Raw genomic sequence first — 13,289 nt, 5'->3', positions numbered from 1 at the left:
TCACCCGGAAGCCATCAGCGCCGCGGCGCGCTCTCCGACCATCATGGCCGGCGCATTGATGTTACCGGAGGGGATCGTCGGGAAGATCGAGGCGTCGACGACGCGCAATCCTTCAATCCCATGTACTCGCAGCTTGGCGTCGACCACGGCATCATCAGCGTCGGGACCCATCCGGCAGGTCCCGCAAGGGTGGAAGACCGAATAGGCATTCGCGCGGATGGCGGCGACATGCGCCGCGTCGCCCACAGCCTCAGGTCCCGGCCGGATCGCGGTGTCGATCACGGCGGAAAGCGTGGGCGTCGCTGCGAGCCGGTGCAGGAAGCGAGCGCCGGTCAGAAGCGTGCGCATGTCCTCGGGGGCGGAGAGGTAGTTCGGAGCGATCTCCGGCGCGACCTGCGGATCGGGCGAGCGGATCGCCACATGGCCGCGACTGAGCGGCCGGCATGGCGAGACGCTGAGGCTGAAGCCTGGGAACGGGTCGGGCTTCATCAGGGCTCGCACGCCCGGCACGGCGCGCTCATAGCTCAGCGGCGAGAAATAGAGCTGCATGTCCGGTCGCGTCAGGTCCGGCCGGGTGCGGTAGAATCCGCCGCCCTGATTGACGCTGAGCGAGAGCGGCCCGCGCCGCCGCAGCACATAATTCGCGGCCATGCCGATGCGGGCCGGCCAGGACAGCAGCGCATCGTTCAAGCTTGGCCGCTTCGAGCGATAGACGTGGTCGTAGCAGAGATGGTCCTGCAGGTTGCGGCCGACGGCGGGGAGGTCGAGCAAAGGCGCGATGCCGTGCTGCTTCAGCAGTTCCGCCGGGCCGATGCCGGAAAGCTGCAGCAATTGCGGCGAGTTGAACGCGCCGCCGGACAGGACGATCTCCCTGCGGGCGCGAAAGCGCAGGGTCTCGCCGCCGCGCCTTGCCTCGACGCCGACGGCGCGCCGCCCGTCGAACAGGATGCGCGTCACCTGCATGTCGGTTTCGAGCTTTACGCGTCCGCGCCGCCTTGCCGGATGCAGGAAGGCGCGCGCCGCCGATTCACGCCGGCCGCCGCGCGTGGTGATCTGGTAGATGCCGGCGCCCTCGCTGGTCGCGCCGTTCAGGTCCGGATTGAAGCGCAGGCCCGCTTCGCCTGCGGCCCGGACGAAGAGCGGCGTCAGTGGATGGACTTCAGCGGCGACGTTTTCGACATGGAGCGGGCCCCCAGCGCCATGCCAGAGGGAAGCGCCCAGCGCGTGATCCTCCATGCGCTTATAGGCGGCGAGCACCTCGGCCCAGCCCCAGCCGGGATTGCCGAGCCGCTTCCACTCGTCGAAATCCTCGGCCTGGCCGCGGGCATAGACCATCGCATTGATCGCGCTCGAGCCGCCGACGACCTTGCCGCGCGGCTGGTAGATCTCCCGCCCGTCCAGTTCGGCTTGCGGCGTGGTCCGGTACATCCAGTTCATGCGGCGATGGTAGAAGATCTTGCCGTAGCCGATCGGCAGATGCACCCAGGGGCTGAGATCGCGCGGGCCTGCCTCGATCACCAGGATCGAGCCCTGTCCGGCCTCGGCAAGCCGCCCGGCCAGCACACAGCCGGCCGAACCCGCGCCGACGATGATCATGTCCCATTCGCTCAAGATGACCGTCCTGCCGATGCCGCAAGGGCAGTTGGCCCAGCCTGCCCATCGCGATTCCTAGGCAGAATTGGGCTTGTCGCTAAGGGCCATTCCCGCTGAAGCACCAGTCCAGTTACTTGCATTCAGCGAGGTCGTCGATGCTGCGGCGCAGATCGAGCACGCCGGCCTTGGTTTCCACCGGCGTGAAGCCGCTGAAGCCGAGCACGAGCCCGTTCCGCGCCACGGGTTCGAGGCAGAAGCGGCTGATCGGCGCGACTGTCACGCCGCGCTTTGCGGCGGCCTGCGTCAGCACGACGGCATCGAGCCCGTCGCGGAGATAGGCGATGGTGTGCATGCCGGTCTGGGTCGGCACGACCTCCAGATCGGGTGCCAGATGTTCCCGCGCCGCATCCTCCAATGCCTGATAGCGCTCTTGATAGAGCTTGCGCATGCGGCGGACATGCGTCGCGAAATGCCCCTCGACGATGAAATCGGCGACGATGCCTTGCAAGGCCGTCGGCACACCCGGCGAGAAGGCTTCGAGGCAGATGCCGAACTGCTCGACGAGATGCGGCGGCGCGACGAGGAAGCCGAGCCGCAGCGACGGGAACAGCGTCTTCGAGAAGGTCCCGACATAGATCACCCGCCCGCTGCGGTCGATGCTGGTGAGCGTCGCCATCGGCGCGCCCTGGAAGCAGAACTCGCCGTCCCAGTCGTCCTCGATGATCCAGGCGCCGCTGGCCTCGGCCGCCTCCAGCAGGGCGAGCCGCCGCTCCAGGCTCATCTTGGCGCCGAGTGGCTGCTGATGGGCTGGCGTCACGAAGGCGAGCCGGAATTCGGGCGCCCGGCGCAGGCCTTCCTCGACCACGAGCCCGGCCTCGTCGACCGGGACCGGCACGATGTCGACGCCCGACTGGATCATGCTGTTGCGCGCGCCGATCGCGCCGGGGTCCTCGAACCAGACCTTGTCGCCGGGGTCGAGCAGCGTGGCCGCGATCAACTGGAAGGCCTGCTGCGCGCCGGCCACCACGAAGACCTGTTGCCATTCGCAGGCGATGCCGCGGTTGAGCCTGAGATGCGCGGCGATGGCTTGGCGCAAGGCGCGTTCGCCATGCGGGTCGGGATAGCCGAGAACCTGATGGCGCGGCTTGCGCCAGTGCTTGCCCGAGAGCCTGGCCCATTGCGCCATCGGGAAGGCATCGAAGGCCGGCATCGCCGTGGTGAAGGCGCGGGGCTGGTGCGGCAGGCGCGTGCCGAATAGTTTTGACGCCGTGTTCATCGCCTGCGCCAGCTTGACCCGCGCCGTCGGCGCGGCGGTCGCCGCAGCGGCTGGTGCTGGCCGCTCGTTCGCCAGCGCCTGGCTGACATAGGTGCCGGAGCCGACCCGCGTCTCGATCAGCCCTTCGGCCGCAAGCCGCTCGAAGCTCTCGACGATGGTGGTGCGGGCGACCCTGAATTCATGCGCCAGCGTGCGCGTCGCCGGCAGGCGCTCGCCGACCTTGAGCGTGCCGCCGAGGATCAGTTCGCGCAGCCCCGCGCAGATCTGGACGCTGAGCCCATGCTCGCCCTCGCGGTCCAGCACGATCGACTGGAGCAGGGCGCCTTCCTCGCGTTTGACCATGCTGCCCTTAAACAAGAGTGGACTGTCGATTTGGTGAGAATGGACCTTGGGGTCAGGCCAATTCAAGCCCCTTCTTGCGCCGAAGCTGCCGGGTTGTTCGCCGGGCGGCGCTCCCGGAACGGACAGCGGCAGCGATGAAGATCACCCGGCTCGAAAGCTTCTCGACGCAGGACGTCGGCTTCGTTCGCGCGACATGCGAGGATGGCAGCCAGGGCTGGGGGCAGTTCTCGCCCTATAATGCCGACATCACCGCGACCGTCTTCCACCGGCAGGTCGCACGCTGGGCGGTCGGCGAGAATGCCTTCGACATCGACGAGCTGATCGCGACCATTGGCGAGCGCGAGCATAAATTCCCCGGCTCCTATCTCTGCCGCGCCATGACCGGGCTCGACACGGCGCTGTGGGACCTACGCGGCCGGAGCGAGCGGAAAAGCGTCTGCGAATTGCTCGGCGGCACGCCGCGTCCGTTTCCGGTCTATGCCTCCAGCATGAAGCGCGGCGAGATCACGCCGGAGGCCGAGGCCGAGCGCTTCCTGCGCCTGCGCGACGCCCATGGCTACAGCGCCTTCAAGTTCCGGGTCGGGCGCGAATGCGGCCGCGACATCGACGAATGGCCGGGCCGCACGGAGGCGATCGTGCCGCAGGTCAGGCGGGCGCTCGGCCCAGATGCGACGCTGCTCGTCGATGGCAACAGCGCCTATTCGCCGGACAAGGCCATCGCGGTCGGCCGGATGTTGCAGGATCACGGCATCGTCCATTTCGAGGAGCCCTGCCCCTATTGGGAACATGCCTGGACGCGCGAGGTCCGCGACGCCCTCGATCTCGATGTCACGGGCGGCGAGCAGGACTGCGATCTCGCTGTCTGGCGCGCTATGATCGACGGCCGCGTGGTCGACGTCGTGCAGCCGGACGTCTGCTATATCGGCGGCGTCGGGCGGATGCTGAAAGTCGCACGCTGGGCGCAAGAGGCCGGCCTGCCGGTGACGCCGCATTCGGCCAACCAGTCGCTGGTGACGGTGTTCACGCTGCACATCATGGGCGCGCTCGCCAATGCCGGCCCTTATGTCGAATTCTCGATCGAGGGGCCGGACTATTACCCGTGGGAACAGGGCCTGCTGCGCAACCCGCCGCAGGCGCGCGATGGTAAGGTCGCGATCCCCGATGGGCCGGGCTGGGGCGTCGAGATCGAGCCGTCCTGGCTCGACAAGGCCGCCTATCAGGTCACGGAGATCGGCGCGTGACCCTGGACCGCGCCGCACTGGTCGCCGAGGCCCTGCAGACGGGAACGCTCGCCGGCCTGCCGGGTGGGCACTTCATCGATGGGTGCTTTGTCGACTCCGTCTTTGGGCGTCGGATGGAGAGCTTCGATCCCGGCCGGGGCACGGCTTTCGCCACGGTCGCCGCCGGCGACGGCGCCGATATCGACCGGGCGGTCGCAGCCGCCCGCGCTGCGCTCTCCGGCCCATGGTCCCGACTGAGCCCCGCCGCGCGCGGCGACATCCTGATGCGGGCAAGCCACCTGATCGCCGAGCGCGCGGCCCGCTTCGCCGTGGTCGAGACGCTCGATTCCGGCAAGCGGCTGGCGGAAGCCGAGGGCGATGTCGGCGGCGTCGTGAAGGCTTTCGCCTATTATGCCGGCGCGGCCGACAAGCTGCATGGCGACAGCATGCCGCTCGGCCCCGATCATATCGGGCTGACGCTCGAGGAGCCGGTCGGCATCGCCGCCCAGATCGTGCCGTGGAACTATCCGCTCTCGACGGCGGCGCGGGGCATTGCGCCGGCCCTCGCGGCCGGCTGCACGCTCGTGGTCAAGCCAGCCGAGCAGACGCCCTTCACGACACTGATGCTAGCCGAGCTGCTGCACGAAGCAGGCCTGCCCGCAGGCGTGCTCAACGTCGTCGCCGGGACGGGTTCCGAGGCTGGCGCGGCGCTCGTCGCCCACCCCGGCATCGACCACATCACCTTCACCGGCTCGCTCGCGACCGGGCAGCGCGTGATGCGGGCCGCGGCCGAGCATGTCACCCGGCTGGTGCTGGAGCTCGGCGGCAAATCGCCCCTCGTCGTGCTGGCCGATTGCGATGTCGATGCGGCCGTGGCCGGGGTCATGGAAGCGATCTTCGAGAATGCCGGGCAGATTTGCTCCGCCGGCTCGCGCCTGATCGTCGAGGAAGCTATCGCCGAGACCCTGCTCGAACGCCTTGTCGCGAGCGCGCAGGGCTTGCGGCCGGGCCATGGCCTGAGCGATGCCGGGATCGGTCCGATCAATTCGGCGGCACAGCTCGCGCGCGTCGCGGCCCATGTCGATCGCGCCCGCGCCGCCGGCAATCGCATCCTGACCGGCGGGGCGGTCGTGCCGCCCGAGGATTGCGGCGGCGGCTGGTTCTACCAGCCGACCATCGTGCTCGCTGATGGCCCGGATGATCCGCTGGTGCAGGAGGAAATCTTCGGGCCGGTGCTGACCGTGCAGGTTGTCCCCGACTTCGAGGCGGCGATCGCTGCGGCGAACGCGACCTCCTACGCGCTGGTCGCCGGCATCTACACGCGCGATCACGCCAAGGCGTGGCGTTTCGCCCGCGCCGTCGATGCGGGGCAGGTCTATATCAACGAGTTCTTCGCCGGCGGCATCGCTATGCCCTTCGGCGGCAACCGCAAATCCGGTTTCGGCCGCGCCAAGGGCATGGCGGGCTTGCGCTCCTACTGCAAGCTCAAGAGTGTGGTGGCGCGGATCTGATCCGGGAGGATGACGAAGACGATGCCGAGCGATCTGTTCGCCAGTGATTTCAAGGCCGCGCCCTATTGGTGGGACGATGTGCCCCGGCCGGATCTGCCGCGCGCCGACCCGCCGCAGCAGGCCGAGGTCGTTATCGTCGGTTCCGGCTATACCGGCTTGCAGGCGGCGCTCCAGACGGCACGCGGCGGGCGTCGCACGGTCGTCCTCGATGCAGAGGCAGCAGGCTTCGGCTGCAGCACCCGCAATGGCGGCCAGATCTCGACCAGCGTGAAGCCGGGCTTCGACGAGCTCACCCGCCGCCATGGCCGCGAGCGCGCCTTCGCGATCATGCAGGAGGGCCGGAACTCTCTGCGCTATATCGGTGATTTCGTTCGCGACGAGCAGATCGATTGCAATTTCGGCATCGTCGGCCGTTTTCATGCGGCCCATGCTCCGGGCAAGTACGAGGAACTGGCCCGCAGCGTCGGGACCCAGCCGAAGGGGCTGGAGGTCGCCTGTCATGTCGTGCCGCGGTCCGAGCAACGCAGCGAGATCGGCTCCGATCTCTATCATGGCGGTGTCGTCTACGAGAGCCACGCCTCGATCAACCCGGCCCGCTACCATCAGGGCCTGTTGCAGCGCGTCGTCGCGGCCGGCGCGGAACTCGTGCCGCATTGCCCGGCGACGGGCATCGAGCGCATCGGGCAGGATTTCCTGGTCCAGACGCCGCGCGGCACGATCCGAACCCGCGATGTCGTCATTGCCACCAACGGCTATACCGGCCCGCTGACCGGCTGGTTGCGCCGCCGCGTCATCCCGATCGGCAGCTATGTCATTGCGACCGAGGAGCTCGAGCCGGCGCTGGTCGACAGGCTGATCCCGAAGAACCGCATCGTCAGCGACACCCGCAAGGTCGTCTATTACTACCGCGCCTCGCCCGACCGGCGGCGTATCCTGTTCGGCGGCCGCGTATCCCTCAGCGAGACCGATCCGCGCCGCAGCGGCCCGCTGCTCCATGCCGCGATGAGTCGGATCTTCCCAGAACTCGCCAACCGCAAGCTCAGCCACTCCTGGTGCGGCCTCGTCGCCTACAGCTTCGACGAATTGATGCATATCGGCCGGCACGAGGGCATGCACTACGCCATGGGCTATTGCGGCTCGGGCGTCGGCATGGCGAGCTATCTCGGCATGCGGCTGGGCCAGCAGGTGCTTGGCCTTGCGGAGGGCAGGACCGCCTTCGACGGACTGCCCTTCCAGACGCGGCCTTTTTACAGCGGCAATCCCTGGTTCCTCGCGCCATCCGTCCTCTACTACAACTGGCGCGACAGGCTGGCCCGCTAGAGCATTNGGACCGCCTTCGACGGACTGCCCTTCCAGACGCGGCCTTTTTACAGCGGCAATCCCTGGTTCCTCGCGCCATCCGTCCTCTACTACAACTGGCGCGACAGGCTGGCCCGCTAGAGCATTTTCAAGCGAAGTGGGCACCGGTTCGCGTGAAGAAAATGCGACAAAAGAAAAGCTCTAGAGTGGTCGCCCCGAATTCTCAGAGTGGACCTTATGGCCAGACCAATTTCGCCGGACTCTGCATGAGGCGAGACGTGCGGACGCCGCTGACCGGCCAACCGCGCGCTCATCTTTGGGGAACGCATCGTTCAAACGGGAGAACAGACACATGTCGCGCCAGCCGATCACGCCGACGAGAACGGCCCTTGCCCTCGTCCTGGGCCTTGGCCTGTCGAGCGCTGCGCCCGCCTGGGCCCAGGAACTGACCGTCGTCTCCTTCGGCGGCTCCTATCAGGAGGGCCAGAGCAAGGCGCTCTTCCAGCCCGCCGCCAAGGCCTTGGGCATCAAGATCAAGGAGGAGACCTATACCAGCATCGCCGACCTGCGCCTCAAGGTGAAGGCCGGCGCGGTGACCTGGGACGTGGTCGCCAGCGGCTCCGGCAGCGCCGCCCGCGCCGGCGCAGAGGGCATTCTCGAGAAGCTCGACTACAAGGTCATCGACACCTCGAATTTCCTGCCCGGCACTGCGCAGGATTATTGCGTCGGCGGCGACGTGTTCTCGACCGTGCTCGCCTGGAACACCAAGACCTACGGCCAGAACGGGCCGCAGAGCTGGGCCGATTTCTGGGACGTGAAGAAATTCCCCGGCAAGCGCTCCTATCGCAAGGGCGTGGCCGGCGCGCTGGAGCCGGCGCTGATGGCCGATGGCGTTCCCGCCGACAAGGTCTACGAGGTTCTGTCGCAGCCCGGCGGCATCGAGCGCGCGATCAAGAAGATCCGCGAATTGAAGCCGCATATCGCGGTCTGGTGGAGCTCGGGCGCGCAGCACGCCCAGCTCATGAAGGACGGTGAGGTCGACATGATCACCGGCTGGAACGGCCGCTTCGATGTCGCCGCCAAGGACGGCGCCAAGGTCGCCTATACCTTTAACCAGGGCCTGCTCGACTATGACTGTTTCGCGATCGCCAAGGGCGCGCCGAACAAGGATCTGGCGATGAAGTTCCTCGCCGAGGTCAGCAAGCCGCAATACCAGGCCGAATTCACGAAATACATCACCTATGGCCCGACCAACAAGAAGGCCTACGAGGGTGGTGCGATCGACGCGACCTATGCCAAGACGCTGCCGTCCCATCCCGACAATGCCGGCAAGCAGCTCACGATCGATCTGGACTGGTACATCAAGTACGAGGCGCAGGCCTCCTCCGCCTACCAGAACATGCTGACCGAATGAGGCAGGCCGGCGATCACGAGCGGCCGCGTGATGCGGCCGCTTCTGCCTCGGGCTCCACGACGGCTCTGCCCATAGCAGTCCGGCGGCTGAGCAAGGCCTATGGCGCGGTTTCCGTGCTGGATGAGATCGATATCGATGTCCGGCCCGGCGAGTTCCTCACCCTGCTCGGCCCTTCCGGCTCGGGCAAGACGACGCTCTTGATGGCGATCGCCGGTTTTCTCAGGCCCGACAAGGGCTCGATCCGCTTCGGCGAGCGCGAGGTCGTCCGCCTCGCGCCGCACAAGCGCGAGATCGGCATGGTCTTCCAGAACTATGCGCTGTTTCCGCATATGGATGTCGCCCGCAATGTCGGCTTTCCCTTGCGATTGCGCCGCGTGCCGGCCGCCGAGACCGCCCGTCGCGTCGAGGCCGCGCTGGAAATGTTCCAGCTCGGCGGTTTCGGGAGCCGCCGCATCGACCAGCTCTCCGGCGGCCAGCGCCAGCGCGTCGCGCTCGCCCGCGCCATCGTCTTCGAGCCGCGCATCATCCTGATGGACGAGCCGCTCTCGGCGCTCGACAAGCAGTTGCGCGAGCGCATGCAGATCGAACTGCGCCAGCTCCATGAGCGGCTGGGCACAACCACGGTCTATGTCACGCATGACCAGCGCGAGGCGCTGACCATGTCGGATCGCGTCGCGATCCTCGATCGCGGCCGCATCGCCCGCATCGACACGCCGCGCGCGATCTATGACGATCCCGGCAGCCGCTTCGTCGCCGAGTTCATCGGCGAATCGTCCTTCCTCGACGTGACGGTCACAGACGGCATCGCCCGTGCGGCCGGCGCCTCCATCCGCGCCTCGAACCTGCCGATGCGGCAGGGGCGCTGCACGATGGTGCTCCGGCCGGAGCGCCTGCATCTGCTCGGATCGGGCGAAGGCGAGGGCATGAACTGCTTCGATGGCCGCGTGACCGGCGCGGTCTATCAGGGCGACACGCTGTTGCTTCAGGTCGCGCTCGTCGACGGCAGCCCGGTCGCATTGCGTCTGACGACGCGCGGCGGCGAAGGTCCGCCGCCGGCGCCGGGAACGCCCGTCCGTATCGGCATCGCGGTCTCCGATACCGTCCTGCTGCCCGACGAGGCGAAGGGCGCGCCGTGACCACCGCGAGCGCCTTCGATCCCGCCCGCCCGGCGGGGGACGACCATGCCGCCGGCCTGCGGCGCGACCAGTGGCGCGAGCGCATGGCGCTGGCCGGCCTCGCGGCGCCCGCGCTCCTGCTCGTCACCGTCACCATGCTCGTGCCGGTCGGCTGGCTCTTCGGCCTGTCCTTCCTCGACGATAACGGCGCGCTGAGTCTCGAGCATTACCGGCGCATGCTGGCAGAGCCCTCCTATGGCCGGACCTTCCGCACCACCTTCGAGATCAGCTTCGTCACCACGCTGATCTGCATCCTGCTCGGCTATCCCCTGGCCTATTTCCTGTCCCAACTGCCGCGCCGGGCCGCCAATCTCTGCATGATCGCGGTGCTCTTGCCGTTCTGGACCTCGCTTTTGGTGCGCACCTATGCCTGGCTCGTGCTGCTTCAGCGCAGCGGCCTCATCAACACATGGGGCATGAAGCTCGGCCTCTGGAGCGAGCCCCTGCAGCTCGTCCACAACATGGGCGGCACGCTGATCGGCATGGTCCATATCATGCTGCCTTTCATGGTGCTGCCGCTCTACGGCACGATGCGCGCGATCGACCGCAACCTCTTGCGCGCCGCCGCCAGCCTTGGCTCGACGCCGGTCCACGGCTTCTGGACGGTGTTCTTCCCGCTCTCGCTGCCGGGGCTCGCGGCCGGCGCCTCGCTCGTCTTCGTTCTCTGCCTCGGCTTCTACGTGACGCCGGCGATGCTCGGCGGCGGCAAGGTGACGATGGTCTCGAACCGTATCGCCAACGATATCGAACTGTTCTTCAACTGGGGCGCGGCAAGCGCGCTCGGCGTCGTGCTGCTGGTGATCACGCTGGTCGTGCTGGTACTGGCGGCGCGGCTCTCGCGCGGCGCCGGCCTGTTCGGGGCGGGGCACTGAGATGGGCTGGCTCGATCGCCCCGCAAGCGACACGCAGATCAGCCATCGCGCGCGGCTCTGGCTCTATGCGGTCGGCGCGCTGGTCCTGGCCTTCCTCGCCATACCGACGCTGATCGTCATCCCGATGTCCTTCTCCCAGTCGCAATATCTGGAGTTCCCGCCGCGGGAATGGTCGCTGCGCTGGTACGAGGCCTATTTCTCCTCGTCGAGCTGGATGGCGGCGACCGCGACCTCGTTCAAGGCGGGCTTCTGCACGGCGCTGCTGGCGACCCCGCTCGGCACGCTCGCGGCCTATGGCCTGCATGCGTCGCGCCTGCGCTTCGCGGGGCTCGCGATCCTCGCCCTGCTGACGCCGACGATCGTGCCGGTCATCCTCGTCGGCGTCGCGCTTTTCTATGCCTATGTGCAGCTCAAGATGGTGAACTCCTTCCTCGGCATCGTGCTGGCGCATACGATGCTGGCCGTGCCCATCGTCATGATGATCGTCGGCTCGGCGCTGAAGAGCTTCGATCTCGATCAGGAGCGGGTGGCGCGCAGCCTCGGCGCGACGCGGACGCAGGCCTTCCTGCAGGTGACGGCGCCGCAGATCGGCTTCGCCCTCGTCACCTCGGCGGTCCTGTCCTTCCTGACCTCCTTCGACGAGGTCGTGGTCGCGCTCTTCGTCTCCGGCGGGGACAACGCTACCCTGACGCGGATGATGTTCCTGGCGCTGCGCGACCAGATCGACCCGACCATCGCCGCCATCTCGACGATCATGATCGTGATCACTTCGCTGCTGCTGGCGGTGTCCCAGCTCTTCGGCAAAAGCGAGACCTGAGAGGTCGCAAGCCATCAACAAAGCGCCGGCCGTGGGAACGGCCGGCGTCGTGGATAATCTGCTGGAAGCCTGGGTCTACTTCTTCGGATCGGAGGCAGGCGCCGGCTGGGTGGCCGCTTTACTCGCCCCGCCCACGGAAGCCGCGAGCAGTGCCTGCGTCGGATCGGCGCCCTCGAACCCGGCCTGCTTGAGGATCTCGTCGAGGATCGGCTTCTGCGCGGTGAAGCTGAGCAATTGGCTCGACAGGTCGCCAACCGCACCCGGCTGCTCACCGCCGGCCCCGCCATTCATCGCACCCGCGAGATTGCCGGCGCTGAAGATGCGGATATCCGAGATCTTCTCGATCGGCTTCATCGCCTGCGCCAGCGCAGCCGGCACGATGTCGACACGGGCCTTGTTGAGCTCGAACTCGATGATCGCCGGAGACAGGGCGTTGCGGGCTTCGTTCTTGGCCCGCTCGGCCCGCGCCTGCGCCTCGCCGAGCTCGATCACGCCAGCGGCGCGGATCTTGGCGGCGGCGGCTTCCGCCTCCGCCTCGATCTTGGTCGCGGCGGCGAGGTTCTCGGCCGCCTGACGCTCGGCCTCGGCCTTCACGGTGACCGCTGTGGCCTCCTGCTCGGCGATGCGGCGCGCGTCGAGCACGGCGATGCGCTTGGCGCGCTCGGCGATCTCGACCTCGCGGGCCGTCGTCACCTGCTCCTCGGCGGTGATGGCGGCGGCCTTGGCCTCGTCGGCCTTGGCGCGTGCGGCCTGCTCCTCCTCGGTCTTCTGAGCGACGGCGATCGCCGCCTCGATTCGGGCGGTCTCGGTGATCTTGCGGGCTTCCGCCTCGCGCTCGGCGATGCCGCGCTCGGCCGCGATGCGGGCGGATTCGCGCGCCTGCCGCGTCTCGGAATCACGTTCGGCGATGCCGCGTTCGGCTTCCAGCCGCGCCGTCTCCTCATTCAGGCGGGCGAGCTGCTCGGCCTTGGCCGCCTCGGCGCGGGTCTCGGCCGTCTTGTTGGCGATGTCGCGTTCCTGCGAGAGCTCGGCGTCGCGCTGCTCGCGCTCGATCGTCAGGCGGCGCAGCGAGGCTTCGCGGTCCTTGGTCGCGATCTCGACCTCGTTGTCGCGCACGATCTGGTTGCGCTCGCGCTTGCGTTCCTCGGTGATCTTGGTGAGCGCGGTCAGGCCTTCGGCGTCGAAGGTGTTGTTCGGGTTGAAATGCTTGATGTCGGTCTGGTCGAGCCGCGTCAGCGAGACCGATTCCAGCTCCAGGCCGTTCGACTGCAGGTCATGCGCGACCGCCGCCTGCACCGACTTCACGAATTCGGCGCGCTGCTCCTGCAGGTCGCGTAGCGACATGGTGGCGGCGACCGAGCGCAGGCCGTCGACGAACTTCGCTTCGACCAGCGCCTTCAGCGCATCAGCATCGTTGGTGCGGTCGCCCAGCGTCTGTGCCGCGAGCGCGATGTTCTCGGCGTCCGGCTTCACCCGGACATAGAACTCGGCGGTGATGTCCGCCCGCATCCGGTCCTTGGTGATCAGCGACTCGTTCTCGGCGCGCTTCACTTCGAGGCGCAACGTGCTGAGCGAGACCCAGGAATAGGAATGGAAGATCGGCAGGATGACCGAGCCGCCGTCGAGCACGACCTTCTTGCCGCCGAGGCCGGTGCGGACATAGGCCTTGTCGCGTGTCGCCCGCGTGTAGAGCGACGTCATGATGATGCCGATCACCACGACGGCGACGAGAATGCTGGCGGCGATGATGCCGAGCGTGAAGAAATCCAT

General features: G+C 67.6%; 10 protein-coding genes. 7 read left to right on the top strand and 3 right to left on the bottom strand.

What is annotated here, in order from left to right:
- A complete protein-coding gene (locus Q9235_RS19080; RefSeq protein WP_306223370.1) occupies positions 1 to 1,611 on the bottom strand; it encodes a GMC family oxidoreductase in 1,611 nt (536 codons plus the stop codon).
- 112 nt (positions 1,612 to 1,723) lie between these two features.
- Positions 1,724 to 3,211, bottom strand: coding sequence for a MocR-like pyridoxine biosynthesis transcription factor PdxR (gene pdxR / locus Q9235_RS19075; protein ID WP_306223369.1), 1,488 nt, complete (start codon positions 3,209 to 3,211; stop codon positions 1,724 to 1,726).
- A 134-nt stretch (positions 3,212 to 3,345) separates the two neighbouring features.
- On the opposite strand from pdxR, the gene Q9235_RS19070 reads away from it, so the two are divergent.
- The 7 genes from Q9235_RS19070 (at position 3,346) to Q9235_RS19040 (ending at position 11,519) form a co-directional block, all read left to right on the top strand.
- Positions 3,346 to 4,452, top strand: a complete 1,107-nt coding sequence (locus tag Q9235_RS19070; protein ID WP_306223368.1) for a mandelate racemase/muconate lactonizing enzyme family protein — start codon at positions 3,346 to 3,348, stop codon at positions 4,450 to 4,452.
- Positions 4,449 to 5,942, top strand: coding sequence for an aldehyde dehydrogenase family protein (locus Q9235_RS19065; protein WP_306223367.1), 1,494 nt, complete (start codon positions 4,449 to 4,451; stop codon positions 5,940 to 5,942). The genes Q9235_RS19070 and Q9235_RS19065 overlap by 4 nt, the downstream gene beginning before the upstream one ends.
- A 21-nt stretch (positions 5,943 to 5,963) precedes the next feature.
- Positions 5,964 to 7,262: an NAD(P)/FAD-dependent oxidoreductase gene (locus tag Q9235_RS19060; RefSeq protein ID WP_306223366.1), complete on the top strand. Its 1,299-nt coding sequence runs from the start codon at positions 5,964 to 5,966 to the stop codon at positions 7,260 to 7,262.
- A 331-nt stretch (positions 7,263 to 7,593) separates the two neighbouring features.
- Complete coding sequence (locus Q9235_RS19055) at positions 7,594 to 8,655, top strand: ABC transporter substrate-binding protein (protein WP_306223365.1); 1,062 nt, start codon at positions 7,594 to 7,596, stop codon at positions 8,653 to 8,655.
- Positions 8,652 to 9,791, top strand: a complete 1,140-nt coding sequence (locus Q9235_RS19050) for an ABC transporter ATP-binding protein (protein WP_306223364.1) — start codon at positions 8,652 to 8,654, stop codon at positions 9,789 to 9,791. The genes Q9235_RS19055 and Q9235_RS19050 overlap by 4 nt, the downstream gene beginning before the upstream one ends.
- Positions 9,788 to 10,702 carry an ABC transporter permease gene (locus tag Q9235_RS19045; RefSeq protein ID WP_306223363.1) on the top strand — a complete coding sequence of 305 codons (915 nt, stop codon included), beginning with the start codon at positions 9,788 to 9,790 and terminating at the stop codon, positions 10,700 to 10,702. The genes Q9235_RS19050 and Q9235_RS19045 overlap by 4 nt, the downstream gene beginning before the upstream one ends.
- 1 nt (position 10,703) lies before the next feature.
- Complete coding sequence (locus tag Q9235_RS19040) at positions 10,704 to 11,519, top strand: ABC transporter permease (protein ID WP_306223362.1); 816 nt, start codon at positions 10,704 to 10,706, stop codon at positions 11,517 to 11,519.
- 75 nt (positions 11,520 to 11,594) lie between these two features.
- On the opposite strand, the gene Q9235_RS19035 is transcribed toward Q9235_RS19040, so the two are convergent.
- The gene (locus Q9235_RS19035; protein WP_306223361.1) at positions 11,595 to 13,289 is read right to left on the bottom strand and encodes a flotillin family protein; all 1,695 of its coding nucleotides are present in this window, start codon (positions 13,287 to 13,289) and stop codon (positions 11,595 to 11,597) included.

It is taken from the genome of Bosea beijingensis, from assembly GCF_030758975.1.
In the GTDB taxonomy this organism is placed as follows: Bacteria; Pseudomonadota; Alphaproteobacteria; order Rhizobiales; family Beijerinckiaceae; genus Allobosea; species Allobosea beijingensis.
The sequence above is the reverse complement of the archived record's forward strand: the minus strand, read 5'-3'. Positions and strand labels throughout refer to the sequence as shown.

Coding starts and splice junctions, on each gene's coding strand:
- pdxR (WP_306223369.1), bottom strand. CDS start 3,211: ATGGTCAAACGCGAGGAAGGCGCCCTGCTCCAGTCGATCGTGCTGGAC.
- Q9235_RS19070 (WP_306223368.1), top strand. CDS start 3,346: ATGAAGATCACCCGGCTCGAAAGCTTCTCGACGCAGGACGTCGGCTTC.
- Q9235_RS19060 (WP_306223366.1), top strand. CDS start 5,964: ATGCCGAGCGATCTGTTCGCCAGTGATTTCAAGGCCGCGCCCTATTGG.
- Q9235_RS19055 (WP_306223365.1), top strand. CDS start 7,594: ATGTCGCGCCAGCCGATCACGCCGACGAGAACGGCCCTTGCCCTCGTC.
- Q9235_RS19050 (WP_306223364.1), top strand. CDS start 8,652: ATGAGGCAGGCCGGCGATCACGAGCGGCCGCGTGATGCGGCCGCTTCT.
- Q9235_RS19040 (WP_306223362.1), top strand. CDS start 10,704: ATGGGCTGGCTCGATCGCCCCGCAAGCGACACGCAGATCAGCCATCGC.
- Q9235_RS19035 (WP_306223361.1), bottom strand. CDS start 13,289: ATGGATTTCTTCACGCTCGGCATCATCGCCGCCAGCATTCTCGTCGCC.